This window comes from Microbacterium sp. SGAir0570 (assembly GCF_005491085.2).
GTDB classification, from domain to species: Bacteria; Actinomycetota; Actinomycetes; order Actinomycetales; family Microbacteriaceae; genus Microbacterium; species Microbacterium arborescens.
In genome coordinates this window covers 392,770-406,972 of the sequence record NZ_CP027929.1, presented here as the reverse complement: position 1 = coordinate 406,972, position 14,203 = coordinate 392,770, and the positions used below count along the sequence as shown (strand labels likewise).

Below are 14,203 nucleotides of genomic sequence, written 5' to 3'. Positions count from 1 at the left end.
TGAGAGGTGCGACACCCCCGCGCCCCCGGGGCCGTCGGCCGGTTATCGTCAAGCATGACCGCCCGCATCCTGTCGATCGGCACCGCCGTGCCGCCGGCCGTGCTCCACCAGAACGCCGTGCGCGACCTCTTCGCCGCGCAGCCCGGCATCGGCCGACTGTCGCAGCGTCTGGTCCGTGCGGCGTTCGACGCCTCGGCCATCGAGACCCGGCACACCGTGCTGACCGATCTCGCCGACGCGCTCGAGCCCGAAGGCGCGCGATCGGATGCCGCGGCCCTGGCCCCGGCTCCCGGCGACCCGGCATCCCTTCCCGTGATCTCCGGCGACGGAGCGCTGCTCTCACCCTCGACGGGCACGCGCAACGACACCTACATCGCCCTCGCCCCCGAGCTCTCGGCGCGCGCGGCGCGAGAGGCCCTGTCTGCGGCATCCGTCGCGCCGTCCGAGATCACGCACGTGGTCACCGTCTCGTGCACCGGCATGTACGCCCCCGGTCCCGACTACCGGCTGGTGCGCGACCTCGGCCTTCCCACGACCGTCGAGCGCTACCACCTGGGGTTCATCGGCTGCGCGGCCGCCGTCCCCGCGCTGCGAGCCGCGGCACGGATGTGCGCAGCCCAGCCCGACGCCGTCGTGCTCGTGGTCTGCGCCGAGCTGTGCACGCTGCACTTCCGCATCGCCGACGACCCCGATCAGATCCTCGCGGCCTCGCTGTTCGCCGACGGTGCCGCAGCGGCCGTCGTCAGCGCCGACCCGGCGCGACGCGGAGAGCGATGGCTCGACCTCGACCGGTTCGCGACCGCGGTGACCGACGACGGCGAGCGCGACATGACCTGGACGATCGGCGACGCCGGCTTCGACATGGTGCTGACGGCCGAGGTGCCGCGCATCATCGGTCGCGAGATCCGCGCCGCGGTGGCCGACGTCATCGGCGACGCCCGGGTCGACACGTGGGCCGTGCACCCCGGTGGCCGAGCCGTCCTCGACCGCGTCGAGTCGGGGTTGGAGCTGCCGCCCGAGGCCCTCGCCGCGTCGCGGGCGGTGCTGCGCGACTACGGCAACATGTCGAGCGCGACGATCCTGTTCATCCTCCGCGCGCTGCTCGCGGGCGATGGTCTGCGCGAAGGCGAGACGATCGCGACCCTCGCCTTCGGCCCCGGGCTCACGATGGAGGCCGCACTCCTCACGGCGGGGGTCGCCGCCGGAGCCGACACCGAGGACGCTAAGACCGTTCCGACGGATGCCGTGCGGGCGGAACCCGTCGCGTCATGGACCTGAGGCGCCGCGACGTCGACCTGCGCGAGCTCATGGACGACCCGGACTGCGATCCGGTCGCCCTCGCGCAGACCCTGCGCCGTTTCGACGTCGTCAACCGAGCCGTGAGCGGCTGGGGAACCGTGTGGCGCCGGCATCTGCGCCCCGCCCTCGCTCGCCTGGATCGTCCCGCACGGGTCCTCGACATCGGATCGGGCGGTGGCGACGTCACCGCCCGGCTGGCGCGGCTGGCGCAACGCGACGGCCTCGACGTCGGCTGGGTCGGCATCGACCCGGACCCGCGCGCCCTCGCCGTCGCACGTGAGCGCGGCCGGCCCGATCTCGAGTTCCGCAGCACCGACTCGACCGCACTGCGCGCAAACGGCGAGCGCTTCGACGCCGTCATCTCGAATCACGTGCTGCACCACCTCGGCGAACCCGAGCTCGAGGCGTTCATCGCCGACTCGCTCGCTCTGTCGCGGGGTGTCGTCCTGCACGCCGACATCGAGCGGGGGCGCGCGGCGTACGCGCTCTACGCAGCCGGGATCCTGCCGCTCCAGCACGGGACGTTCCTGCGCACCGACGGCCTGCGGTCGATCCGGCGCAGCTACCGTGCTCGGGAGCTCCGGACGACGCTGGCCGGTCGCGGCGAGTGGCACGTCGTCCGACCGGCACCGTTCCGCGTGCTCGCTGTGGGAGCGGGGCGTGCCTGACGTCGTCGTCGTCGGCGCCGGTCCCGTCGGGATGCTGCTCGCCGCCGAGCTCACGCGGCGGGGCGTCGACGTCACCGTGCTCGAACGACGCGACCGCACCGGCGACGGCTCACGCGCGATCGGGCTCCATGCGCCCGTCCTCGCCGCGCTCGAGGAGGGCGGTGCGACCGACCGGATCCTCGCAGATGCGGTCCGCGTCTCGCGCGGAGAGGCCCGCAGTGACGGCGCGCTGCTCGGCGTCGTCCGCTTCGACCGCCTGTCGGTCCGGCATCCGTATGTCGCCACCCTCCCGCAGGCCCTCACCGAGCGCGCTCTCGCGTTCGGCGCACCGTCGGCCGTGCGCGGGGTCACCGTGACGCGGGTGACGCCCGGACCCGCCGACGTGCGGCTCGAGACGTCCGGCGCTCACGGGGGCGGCGAGCTGTCGGCGCCGCTGGTGGTGGTCGCCGGTGGCGTCGGCGCACGCGACCTCGTGCTCCGGCCGAGCGCCGTGCGACGCACCAGCTATCCGGATCGGTACCTCATGAGCGACGCGCACGTGCCCGGACGACCCGACGCCGACGTCGCCGTCGTGCACCTCGCGGCATCCGGCGTGCTCGAGTCCTTCCCGCTGCCCGAGGACCGCCGTCGCTTCGTGGCGTGGGACGCACCGCCCGGGCGGGATGACACCGCGTTCGACGAGCCCGAGGCGCGCCTGCAGCGCCTGCGCGCAGCGATGCGCGATCGCGGCGAATCGGATGCCGCCGATGCGCTCACCGGCGCCACCGGCTTCCGCGTGCGGCGCGTGCTCGTGTCTGCTCTGCGCCGCGGCCGGGTCACGGTCATCGGCGACACCGCGCACGAGATCAGCCCGATCGGCGGACAGGGCATGAACCTCGGCCTGCTCGACGCCGCGACCCTGGCTCCCCTGCTCGCCGATTGGATCCGCTCTGGAACCGAGCCTGTCGCCGCCCTCGCGGCGTGGGAGCGCGACCGCCTGCGCTCGGCCCGGACCGCGGGCCGACTGGCCGCGGTGAACATGCGGCTCGGCCGGCCCGTCGGCGCCGCTACGCACGCGGTGCGCACCCGCATGCTGGGGCATGCGCTCACCGCGACGGGCTCGCTCGTGCCGAACGCCTACGCGATGGGTCTCGACGCCGCCGCCCGCTGATGCGCGGGTCAGCGCAGCGAGCCGGCGGCCACGACCAGTTGGGCCGCGAGCACGAGAGCCGCGGCCATGACGAGGCGGAACCCGGTGCGGTCGGGACCCCGCAGCCGCATCCGCACGACGACGGCGACCGCGAGAGCGAGCACCGCGCCGAAGAACAGCCAGGCGAGCACGCCCTGACTGCCTCCTCCGATCAGGACCGCGATCGCGGCGACGACGATTCCGGCCACCGCGACGAACACCGAGGCGGGCGCTCCGAGACGATGCGGCAGCCCGCGAACGCCGGTGTCGCGGTCGTCGTCGAGATCGGGCAGGACGTTCGTCAGGTGCACCGCTGCGCCGAGGGCCGCCCCCGCCACGGCGGCGAACGGGGCCGTGAGCGCGGGGTCGGGCGACGAGAGCGTCGCGAGCGAGGGGAAGAGCCCGAAGCTCACGAGGAACGGAACGACCGACACCGACGTCGACTTCAGCCCCAGGTTGTACGACCAGGCCGACGCGATCGTCACGGCGTGGGCGAGCAGCATCCCCCATCCGAGCACCGCCGAGAGGCCGAGCGCGATGACGACGGACGCTCCGGCCGCGATCCACGCGGCACGATTCGAGACCTCGCCGCGGACGAGCGGCTTGTCGGTACGGCCGACGGCGCGGTCGCGCTCGCGGTCGATCGCGTCGTTGGATATGCCGATCGAGAGCTGACCGAACAGCACGGATGCCACGAGCACCACCAGCCGCCAGGTCTCCAGCCCTGCCGCGAGGCCGAGGGCGAGGGAGAGGGCCGTCACCACGACGGAGGGCCCGGGATGTGAGGCGCCCCACAGGGCCCGGACCGTGCGCATTCCCCCACACTCTCACGCCCGTGGGAGCCGCGAACAGGCCAGGGGCTCAGGCCACGGGCTCAGAGGGTGTCGACGAGCCGGACGATCGGGCGCACCGAGAGGTTCAGGTAGCGCACCTCCCGCACGCTCAGGCGCGCGGATTCCGTGACGGCGGTGCCCGCGCTGTTGGTGAAGACCGCCCGGTAGAGCGTGCCGTCCATTGCCAGTCGCGCGTCGTCGATGGTGAACTCCGCGCCGGTCGCGCCGTCGATGTCGGCCCACGACGCCCCGGCATCCGTGGACGCCTGCCACTGCACGGCCGGCGCAGGATGCCCCGTCGCAGCAGCACTCAGCACCGCGCCCTGCCCCTCGACGACGCTCACGGCCTGCGGATGCTGCGTGATCTCGGGAGCGGCGATCACTTCCACCGCGATCGACATCACCATGTTGGGCACGCCGGCACTGCTCATGGCCCGGGCCTGCCCGCCGTCGAGGATCGCCCCGGCGGGCGCATCGGGATCGACCTGCAGCGTCACCCACGCGCTCGGGAAGGCGCCACCCCACGGGTTCACCAGCCGAGAGCTCACCGCCGTCCGACCGTCCTCGGAGATCAGGAATGTGATGTTGACACCGTTGGACCGGGCACTCGTGATGCGAGTGCCTTCCGGAGCAGTGACCTCCATGACGCCGGCACGAGGCTCGTCGATGCTGTAGAGCTGTACCTCGACCTCACCGCCGGCAACCGCCTGACCGACCACATCCGGCCACACCGCCGCCACCGTCAACCGCGCCGCGTCCGACCACGCCGACCCCGCAGCGTTCGTGAACCGCACCCGATACAGCCAGCCGTCCATCTCCGGCGTCACCGAGTCGACGATCAGCGGGATCGACTGAGCCCCGTTCGGCCCCACCCCCGCAGGCACATAGCTGAACGTCGCCCCACCATCCGTCGAGAACTGCCACTGCACCGTCGTCTCAGCATCCGTCCCACCGAACGCCGCCGAGAACTCCGCCGCGTCACCCGGCGCGACGCCCACCGAGACGGGATGCTCCGTCACCACCGGACGCACGGGCCTCACCGTCAGCGTCGCGGCCTCGGACCACACCGACCCTGAGGCGTTGCTGTAACGGACGCGGTACTGGCGACCGTCCATGTCGAGCGTCACCCGCTCGAAGGTGAGCGTGGGGTCAGCGGCCGCGTCCGGTACGTCTGCCCAGCTCGCGCCCCCGTCGACCGAGTGCTCCCAGGTGGCGCTCGTGGGCGCAGCCGTACCGGTGTACCTACTGGTGAAGGTCGCCGAGCCGCCCTCCGAGACGGAACGGGAGACCGGCGACTGCGAAACGACCGGCAACAAAGGAGACACAGTAAGTCGGGCGGGATTCGTCGCCGCCTCGGTGCGGGCATTGGAGAACACCGCGCGGTAGAAGGTCCCATCCAGGGCGAACGGTGCTTCGAGCTCGTATCGCGACTCCGTGTTGAACTCGATGGGCGCGCGGGTTCCTTCGATGTCGGTCCATGCCGACTGGTCGTCGGAGCGCTGCCAGCGCACCTCTGCGGGAGCGGAAGCTCCACCATGCCGCGCGGAGAACACCGCTGTGCCTCCCTCAGTCACGGTCTGTCCCTGAGGGTTGGCATTAATCGCAACCTGCCCCGGGAGAACGGTGAGCGTAGCCGCGTCACTGTAGAAGACGGAACCTTCGGAAACCCGCACCACAGCGCGATACATGTTGCCGTTCATCGGCCACCAGATATCGGGAAGCACCAGCGAGATCGCCACATTCGACCCTCCGACGCTGAAAGGGCGGGAAGTATCCGCAACGTCAGCCCACGTGCTCCCCCCATTGACACTGACCTGCCACGCGGAAGTCGCTGTGATGCCACCACCGAGCAGATTGAAGGTGGCGGTGAAATCGGAACGAAACGGCTGATTGACCCGTTCCACGAGGGCAACGTCCCTCGGCTGGGCTCCCCACCATGCCCCAGATATCGTGCCGCCCGCCCGGGAGGGGGATTCGGTGTTCATGTGCGACCCAGGTGATGGTGAAGGCTCAGGCGTCCGGACGAGGGGAACCGCCCATCCGGTGGTCTCGATGGCCGGGTTCATGCTCGCGAAAGGTGCTGCCTCGGGCGCTCTCTGGGATTCGTTCGTGTGCTCCTGGACAGGGCGGTTCTCGTCGGGTGCGGGTACGACAGATACCCCCGACCCGTCCACGCCCGAGGACAACATCAGCGCAAGCGTCGAAGCGATCACAGGGTGGCGAAGGAGGTACACGATCATCCAAGCGTTCGAGGTGAGCGCGGCTCACGCGGTCCGATACTGACAGGAATGATCTTCGCCACCCGAATACGCGCTCATCCCATAGAAAAGGTCACGCTAGGTGGGCCCGACGGAAAACCTGGTGGAACGCACGCAGGCACCTAGGTGTCCCTAGGTGCCTGCGTGACATGCTGACGACGCCGGGACGACGCGCCCCCAGCGGGCGCGCCCGGTCAGTCGTCGAGCAGCTCGGCCTCGATCACGTCGTCGTCCCCTCCGGCACCGGCACCGCCGGGCTCGGCCGCGGGACCGGCACTCGTGAGGACGAGCGCCGAGCCGTCGGCGGCGACATCGACCCGCACGATGTCGCCGTCGCGCACCCCGCCCGACAGGATCGCCATCGCGAGGCGGTCCTGGATCTCCGACTGGATGAGGCGTCGCAGCGGGCGCGCGCCGAACACGGGGTCGTAGCCGCGCTCGGCCAGCCAGGCACGCGCGTCGGGCGTGACGGCGAGCGAGAGACGCCGGTCCTTCAGGCGCCGCTGCAGCGCGTCGACGGAGAGCTCGACGATCTGCGCGAGGTCGTCCTGGCTGAGAGCCTCAAACATGACGGTGTCGTCGAGGCGGTTGAGGAACTCGGGCCGGAACGCCTGGCGCAGCAGGATCTGCACCTGCTCGCGCTTCTGCTCGAGGCTGAGCGTCGGGTCGATGAGGATCGGCGATCCGAGGTTCGACGTCAGGATCAGAATGACGTTGCGGAAGTCGACCGTGCGGCCCTGACCGTCGGTGAGGCGGCCGTCGTCCATGACCTGCAGCAGCACGTCGAAGACCTCGGGGTGCGCCTTCTCGACCTCGTCGAGCAGCACGACCGAGTAAGGACGGCGCCGAACGGCCTCGGTGAGCTGACCGCCCTGCTCGTAGCCGATGTACCCGGGAGGGGCACCGACGAGCCGCGACACGGAGTGCTTCTCGCCGTACTCCGACATGTCGATGCGCACCATGGCGTGCTCGTCGTCGAAGAGGAACTCGGCGAGCGCCTTCGCTAGCTCGGTCTTGCCGACACCGGTCGGCCCCAGGAACAGGAACGAGCCGGTGGGACGGTTGGGGTCGCTGATGCCCGCGCGTGAGCGGCGCACGGCGTCGGCGACGGCCTTGACGGCGGTCTTCTGCCCGATGAGGCGCTTGCCGAGCTCGGACTCGAGGCGCACAAGCTTCTCGGTCTCTCCCTGCAGCAGGCGCCCGACGGGGATGCCGGTCCAGGCGGCGATCACGGCGGCGATGTCTTCGTCGGTGACCTGCTCGTTGACCATCCGCTCAGGACCGTCGACGGCGGTCTCGGCGCGCTCCGCCTCGATGACCTCGCGTTCGAGCGCCGGGATCTCGGCGTACAGCAGGCGCGACGCCTTCTCGAGGTTGCCCTCGCGCTGGGCCCGCTCGGCTTCGACCCGAGCCGCGTCGAGTCGCGTCTTGAGGTCGCCGACGCGGTTCAGCGAGGCACGCTCGCGCTCCCATCGCGCCTGCAAGTCGTCGAGCTTCTGCTGCTCGTCCTTCAGCGTCGCGCGCAGGGCCTCGAGACGCTCGCGCGACGCGGCATCCTTCTCCTTCTTGAGCGCGAGCTCTTCAAGCTTCAGCCGGTCGACGTGCCGGCGCAGCTCGTCGATCTCAAGCGGCGCGGAGTCGATCTCCATGCGCAGGCGCGACGCGGCCTCGTCGATCAGGTCGATCGCCTTGTCGGGCAGCTGACGTGCCGGGATGTAGCGGTTCGAGAGGGATGCCGCGGCGACGAGCGCACCGTCGGAGATCGCGACCTTGTGGTGGGCTTCGTAGCGCTCCTTGAGACCGCGGAGGATCGCGATGGTGTCCTCGACGCTCGGCTCGCCGACGTAGACCTGCTGGAAGCGGCGTTCGAGGGCGGCATCCTTCTCGATGAACTCGCGGTACTCGTCGAGGGTGGTCGCGCCGATGAGGCGGAGCTCACCGCGGGCGAGCATGGGCTTGAGCATGTTGGATGCCGCGACCGATCCTTCGCCGCCACCCGCGCCCATCAGCACGTGAAGCTCGTCGATGAAGGTGATGATCCGGCCGTCCGACTCGGTGATCTCCTTGAGCACGCTCTTCAGCCGCTCCTCGAACTGGCCGCGGTACATCGCGCCGGCCACGAGAGCGGAGATGTCGAGCGAGACGAGCTCCTTGTTCTTGAGGCTCTCGGCGACGTCTCCCGCGACGATGCGCTGCGCGAGGCCCTCGACGACGGCCGTCTTGCCGACGCCGGGCTCGCCGATGAGGACGGGGTTGTTCTTCGTGCGCCGCGTGAGCACCTGGCTGACGCGGCGGATCTCGCTGTCACGCCCGATGACCGGGTCGAGCTTGCCCTGCCGGGCGCGGTCGGTGAGGTTGATGCCGAACTGCTCGAGGGCGCTCTGCGCCTCCTCCTGTCCGGGCTGTTGCGTGGCGTTCATGTCTCTCCTGAAATCTCTCGGCTCAAACTTGAGCCTGTCTGACTCAAGTTTATCACCGCGAGGCTCAGGGCGCTACGGCCCCCGCCGCCGCCCCCGCGGCCGAGGCCGCCAGAGACCGCTGCGTAACACGGGTCTCGATATGCGCGAGCAGGGCAAGACGAGGCCGGGTTCGCAAGAACAGGGCGACAGCGTGCAGCACGGTGAAGAGCGCGCATGACCATCCGATCGCGCGCAGGAATTCCACCGAGGCTAGTGACAGCGCGAGCGCAAGGGCCGAACCGATGGCGAGCGTGATCCCGAGCCCCTGCACGGCGATCCGAAGCTCCGGGCGTTGCGACAGGTCCGCCGTCGCCCGCCAGACGACGCTGAGCACCAGATTGGGGTAGTAGATGGCGCAGGCGATCCCCACGAGACTCTGCCACCACGGCTGATCGAGCAGCCGGCCGACGACGAAGATCGCGGCGGCCACCCCCATCCAGATCATGAACGGAAGAACGAACTGGGCCACCGTCGCGGCCCAGGGAGAACGCGGCGCACTCGTAATGGCCGAGACACCATAAACGCGGGCTCGCTCGTGGGCGATCTGCGCACGACGCTTCCGCTCGCGACCGTCCGCGACTCGTTCCACCGCCCGCGTCAGGAGGAGCGCCATCCACGTCAGCGCCAGCACCACCACGACCCGGGGCGTCTCGGACGGCGTGACGACGGCCACCGGCACCGTGAGCACGGCAAGGAAGCCCAGAAGGAGGGCGCCCACCACGATGCACCCGAAGAGCGCTTGCCTCGTCACCACTGCCATCGACTGCTCTTCGGCTCCAAACGCCGTAGCGGCGGCCGCCGCGACGAGAAATGTCGCCACCACGGCGGCGATGCCGAAGAAGTCGTGCAGCCCCACCTCCCCCGCGGCGGCGACCTCTTCGAGCGCATGGTGCCACGATTCCGCTGTCAGCGGCCCCGCCCCCGGAACCGTGGCGATCAGATAGGCGGCGCCGAAGACGCCGACCGTCATCAGCGCGAGCGATGCGGGCCCACTGAGCCACACCCACGCGAGAGCCCGTCGGGCCGAGCGCAGCTCTCGATGAGCTACCGGCGCTGCACTCATGCGACGGCCGCATCGAGGGAGCGCGGCTCCGCCGCAGCGACATCCGGCACGCCCTCCCGCGTCGAGCGAACACCGGCTCCTACCGCCTCGGGTGTGCACGCGAACCGCGCCCGATACGCACTCGGGCTGAGCCCCAGGGCCCGGGCGAAGTTCTGGCGCAGGACGGATGCCGACCCGAATCCGCTGTCGGCCGCGATCTGGTCGAGCCCGAGGTCGGTGCGCTCGAGCAGGCGCTGGGCCCGCAGGATCCGCTGCCGCCCGAGCCACGCCGCCGGCGTCGTGCCGTAGTCGGCCTTGAACCGCCGCGCGAAGGTCCGGGGCGACATGTGAGCGCGCGATGCGAGGAGGTCGACGGAGAGGTCGAGGTCGAGGTTCGCGATCATCCAGTCGGTGATGGGCGCAAGCGAGAGCGACGCCGCCTCGGGAAGAGGACGGGCGATGAACTGGGCTTGACCGCCGTCGCGGAGAGGCGGGACGACCATCCGCCGGGCGATCGTGTTCGCCGCCTCGGCACCGAGCTCGATCCGCAGCAGATGCAGGCAGGCGTCGAGCCCGGCCGCGGTGCCAGCCGACGTGATGATCCGGTCGGACTGCACGTAGAGCACGTCGGGGTCGACCTCGATGAGCGGATACATGCGCGCCATGGTCTCGGCGTAGCGCCAGTGCGTCGTGGCGCGCTTGCCGTCGAGCACACCCGCCGCCGCCACGACGAACGCGCCACTGCAGACCGTGAGCACCCACGCCCCGCGTTCGACCGCGCGGCGAACCACCGCCGTGACTCGCTCGTCGACGGCATCCCAGCTCTCGCGCGGAATAGGCGTGATGATCACCAGGTCGGCCTCGTCGGCGAACTCGAGTCCCGCGGCGACGTTCAGCGAGAACGCGAGGTTGGCCGGAACCACGCCGGGGTCGGGCGCCACGACCCGGAAGTCGAAGTTCGGAATCCCCTCGTCGCTGCGATCGAGACCGAACGCCTCGCAGGCGAGGCCGAACTCGAACGGTGCGAATCCGGGCTGGACGACGCAGGCGACCGTGTGCATGGCAGGAATCCTCCGAATACCGTCATCTCCGCCAGTATCGGCAGGATGACGCCCATCGTAGCGTTTCTGCCATGGATTCCGACATGCTTCTTCTCGCCGTCGCCCTCGTCGTCATCGCCGCGGTGACGGGCACCCTCGCAGTCGTCGCGCGCGACGGCTACCGCCGAGTGCCCACCGACGCGACGCGCGTGCCGCCGCGGGACGAGGCCGCCCCGACGCGCCCCACCGCCAGCCGGCGCCGCGTCGAGGGATCAGCCGAGGTCAGCGGGCGCGGAGCGCACGGGCGCGACGCGATGCCGCGAGCAGTCGCGACGCCGATTCCGCCCAGGTGAACCGGGCGATGTGGGAACGACCCGCCGCGACCAGCGCCGCACGAGCGGCATCGTCGTCGAGCGACTCGACGGCCGCCGCGAACGCGCGCGGGTCGCGGGGCGGCACGTAGAGCGCACCGTCACCACCGACCTCGTGGAAGATCTCCATGTCGCTGACCACCGCCGGCACCCCCAATGCGAGCGCCTCGGCGATCGGCAGCCCGTACCCCTCGTCCAGACTCAGCGTCGCGAGCATGCCCGCATCGGCCAGGAGGGCCGCGTACTCGGCATCCGTCACCCCGCCGTGGAAGACGATACGGGCGTCGGCGGGCGCGAGCTTCTCGAGTTCGGCGCGCCGGCTGTCGGAGATCCGGCTCAGCAGGTGCAGCGTACGACCGGGCAGCCACTGCATCGCGCGGACGAGCGTCTCGACGTTCTTGTAGGGCATGAACGAGCCCATGTAGACGATGTTGCGCGGCTTGGCGGCTCCCGGCATCGCCGTCGACGGCGCGAGATCCGCCAGACGCTGCGGAGCGTTGGGGAGGACGACCACCTCGCGCTTGGTCAGCTTCACGTCGGCGAACTGCCGCTTGCTCGTCTCGCTGACGGTCGCGACGAGGTCCGCGGCGTTGAGCGTGGCGCGCTGGGGCGCGTACGAGAGGTGGAAGAGCCGCCAGCCCAGGCGCACGAACCACGGCAGATCGCGGGGCGGCGTGCGGTGACGGTAGTAGATCGTGTCGTGAAGCGTCAGGATGAGGGCGAACCGCCGGCCGAGCGCGCCGATCGTCTGCATGGGTGAGTAGACCACGTCGGGCCGATGCCGGTTCAGCCGCAGGGCCGCGAACGGCTCGAGCATCGACGTGGGGGCGTGCAGCACGACGTGCGGTGCCCCCTCCGGCAGGAAGGGAACCTGCGCGGGGTCGTGCACGATGAACGTGACCTCGACGTCCTCGGCGGGGGCCGCCGCGAAGACGGCGTGCGCGAGCTCGTGCGAGAAGCGGCTGATGCCGTCGTGGAAGTCGGTGCGGATGTAGCGCGCGTCGAAGAAGAGCCGCATCGTCACGCGTCGAGCGGCTCGCCGCGGTAGAGCTTCTCGAAGGTGTCGAGGGTGCGCTCGATGTCGTGGATCTCGACACCGTCGAGCGAGGCCTGCTGCATCCGCAGGTACTCCTCGGGAGAGGCGGTGAGCACCCGGCGCAGCTTGTCGGCGAGATCGTCGACGTTGCCGGGCTCGAAGAGGTAGCCGTTCACACCGGACTGGACGAGGTGCGGCAGGGCGACGGCATCCGCCGCGACGACGGGCAGCCCCGAAGCCATGGCCTCCATCGTCGCGATCGACTGCAGCTCGGCGATCGACGCGATCGCGAAGACGTCGGCCCGCGTGTATGCCGCCCGCAGGTCGGCCTCGTCGGTACGCCCATAGAACGTGACGCGGTCGCTGATGCCGAGCTGCTGCGCGGTCTGCTCGAGGTTCCGGCGCTGGTCGCCGCCGCCGACGATGTCGAAGTGGACGTCGAGCTCGGGGGCGAGCTTGGCGACGGCCTTCAGGGTGACCTCGACGTGCTTCTCGGTCGTGAGGCGCCCGACGAACAGGATGCGGCGGTGCTCGCGCGGGGTGAGGTCGGGGGTGTAGTTGCGCTTGTCGATGCCGCAGCTGATCGGGATGACGCCCGAGATGTCGATCGTGTCCTCGAGGAACTCCGCGGCCTTGCGCGTCGGCGTGGTCACGGCACGCGACATCAGGAACGTGCGCTTGGCGTCGTCCCAGCAGAGCTTGATGATGATCTTGTCGAGGAACGGCGGGAGCGTCGTGAAGTCGATGACGTTCTCGGCCATGACGTGGTTGGTCGCGACGACGGGGATGCCGCGCTTGCGCGCCTCGCGCGTGAGTCCGCGCCCGATGACGATGTGCGACTGGCTGTGGACCACGTCGGGCTTGACCGAGTCGAGCACGCGCCGCGCGTAGTGCTTCGAGCGCCAGGGCAGCACGAAGCGCAGCCAGTCGTGCGGGTACCAGCGCCACCCGGGCAGGCGGTGGACGGTGAGGTCGGCGCCCTCGATGTTCTCGGTGAAGATGCCCGACTGCGAGTGCTTCACGCTCGGCGTCACGACGTGCACGTCGTGACCGCGGGCGGCCAGGCCGGCGGAGAGCCGCTCGGCGAAACGGGCGGCGCCATTGACGTCGGGGGCGAAGGTGTCGGCGCCCATCACGATGGTCAGGGGCGCGCGCGTACTGTCGGCGGGAACACCCTCGGTCGTCGTGGATTCGGTCACGGGTCAGGCCCAATCTGTACGGCGGAGTGCCGCCGGCTGTGGCCGACGCGGCGGGCCTGAGCTTACCCGAGCGGTCTTGGGGCTTCCGGGAGGCGGTGCGGCGTTGGGGGAAACCGGGCGGCACGGGCCTGCGCCGCGGGCTGCGCGGCAGACGGGGGCGAGCACCCAGGCGGCATCCCTAGGCTGTGGTCATGGCCCGACTCGAAGCCGATGCCGATCCCGCCCGCTGGGTACCCGTCACCGAATCATTCGGATTCTCCGGACGCCGCGCCCGCAAGCGCGCCATCGGGATGCTGCTGAGCCAGGCGAACGCCGCGATCGGCGCCGCGCCGCGCCCGGGCGGGCGCTTCGCGGCGTGGGCTGCGAGCCAGGCCGTGCCGATGCTCATGCGCCGCGCGAACGGGCGCGTACGGGCCTGGATGTGGAAGGCCGACCCCGAGCTGGTCGTCGTGCTCGCGCAGATGCAGGAAGCGACGCCGCAGGTACGCACCGCGCGGGCGATGATGCCGATGGAGTACGACGACACCGAGGACTTCCGCTCCCCCTACCTCGGGGCGGGCGAGAAGCTCGTGATGACGCTGCCGCCCGATCCGCGGACGCCGCCGTTCGTCTCGTACACGTGGGACACCGGGACGCATCTCGTGACGCTCTCGGCCGTGTGCAGCGACCGCGAGCGCGTGGGAACGGTTCTGGACGAGCTCGATCACCTCGCCCGCTCGCTCCGCGTCGTCGACGACCTGACCCTCGACGAGTCGGCCAACACCCTCCGCCTCCCACCCGCCTGATCGCCGACCCGACGCAAAGCGTCGTCGATCACCGGCCGGAGCGAC

General features: G+C 70.7%; 12 protein-coding genes. 5 read left to right on the top strand and 7 right to left on the bottom strand.

The window, feature by feature from the left end:
- Positions 1 to 54 precede the first annotated feature (54 nt).
- The 3 genes from C1N74_RS01915 to C1N74_RS01905 are packed head-to-tail and all read left to right on the top strand — an operon-like array spanning position 55 to position 3,117.
- Entirely contained in the window at positions 55 to 1,278 is a 1,224-nt protein-coding gene (locus tag C1N74_RS01915) for a type III polyketide synthase (RefSeq protein ID WP_137749851.1), read from the top strand.
- Complete coding sequence (locus tag C1N74_RS01910; RefSeq protein WP_064956368.1) at positions 1,269 to 1,967, top strand: methyltransferase domain-containing protein; 699 nt, start codon at positions 1,269 to 1,271, stop codon at positions 1,965 to 1,967. The genes C1N74_RS01915 and C1N74_RS01910 overlap by 10 nt, the downstream gene beginning before the upstream one ends.
- Positions 1,960 to 3,117 carry an NAD(P)/FAD-dependent oxidoreductase gene (locus C1N74_RS01905; RefSeq protein ID WP_137749850.1) on the top strand — a complete coding sequence of 386 codons (1,158 nt, stop codon included), beginning with the start codon at positions 1,960 to 1,962 and terminating at the stop codon, positions 3,115 to 3,117. The genes C1N74_RS01910 and C1N74_RS01905 overlap by 8 nt, the downstream gene beginning before the upstream one ends.
- An 8-nt stretch (positions 3,118 to 3,125) precedes the next feature.
- Here C1N74_RS01905 and C1N74_RS01900 read toward each other — a convergent pair whose 3' ends face one another.
- The 5 genes from C1N74_RS01900 to C1N74_RS01880 form a co-directional block, all read right to left on the bottom strand.
- The gene (locus C1N74_RS01900) at positions 3,126 to 3,950 is read right to left on the bottom strand and encodes a UbiA family prenyltransferase (RefSeq protein ID WP_064956370.1); all 825 of its coding nucleotides are present in this window, start codon (positions 3,948 to 3,950) and stop codon (positions 3,126 to 3,128) included.
- A gap of 59 nt (positions 3,951 to 4,009) precedes the next feature.
- On the bottom strand, positions 4,010 to 5,707 hold the full coding sequence (locus C1N74_RS01895) for an immunoglobulin domain-containing protein (RefSeq protein WP_181405570.1): 1,698 nt from the start codon (positions 5,705 to 5,707) through the stop codon (positions 4,010 to 4,012).
- A 713-nt stretch (positions 5,708 to 6,420) separates the two neighbouring features.
- Positions 6,421 to 8,646, bottom strand: coding sequence for an ATP-dependent Clp protease ATP-binding subunit (locus tag C1N74_RS01890; RefSeq protein ID WP_137749848.1), 2,226 nt, complete (start codon positions 8,644 to 8,646; stop codon positions 6,421 to 6,423).
- Positions 8,647 to 8,710: 64 nt separating this feature from the next.
- A complete protein-coding gene (locus C1N74_RS01885; RefSeq protein ID WP_137749847.1) occupies positions 8,711 to 9,655 on the bottom strand; it encodes a hypothetical protein in 945 nt (314 codons plus the stop codon).
- An 89-nt stretch (positions 9,656 to 9,744) separates the two neighbouring features.
- Entirely contained in the window at positions 9,745 to 10,788 is a 1,044-nt protein-coding gene (locus C1N74_RS01880) for a helix-turn-helix domain-containing protein (RefSeq protein ID WP_137749846.1), read from the bottom strand.
- A gap of 71 nt (positions 10,789 to 10,859) precedes the next feature.
- On the opposite strand from C1N74_RS01880, the gene C1N74_RS01875 reads away from it, so the two are divergent.
- Positions 10,860 to 11,120, top strand: coding sequence for a hypothetical protein (locus tag C1N74_RS01875; RefSeq protein ID WP_064956373.1), 261 nt, complete (start codon positions 10,860 to 10,862; stop codon positions 11,118 to 11,120).
- Here C1N74_RS01875 and C1N74_RS01870 read toward each other — a convergent pair.
- Together C1N74_RS01870 and C1N74_RS01865 are read right to left on the bottom strand one after the other, a co-directional pair.
- Positions 11,050 to 12,156 carry a glycosyltransferase gene (locus C1N74_RS01870; protein WP_137750939.1) on the bottom strand — a complete coding sequence of 369 codons (1,107 nt, stop codon included), beginning with the start codon at positions 12,154 to 12,156 and terminating at the stop codon, positions 11,050 to 11,052. The two genes, C1N74_RS01875 and C1N74_RS01870, sit on opposite strands and share 71 nt — an antisense overlap.
- Before the next feature lie 2 nt (positions 12,157 to 12,158).
- Entirely contained in the window at positions 12,159 to 13,307 is a 1,149-nt protein-coding gene (locus tag C1N74_RS01865) for a glycosyltransferase (RefSeq protein WP_370576219.1), read from the bottom strand.
- Between the two features lie 257 nt (positions 13,308 to 13,564).
- On the opposite strand from C1N74_RS01865, the gene C1N74_RS01860 reads away from it, so the two are divergent.
- On the top strand, positions 13,565 to 14,158 hold the full coding sequence (locus tag C1N74_RS01860; RefSeq protein WP_071918638.1) for a hypothetical protein: 594 nt from the start codon (positions 13,565 to 13,567) through the stop codon (positions 14,156 to 14,158).
- Positions 14,159 to 14,203 lie beyond the last annotated feature (45 nt).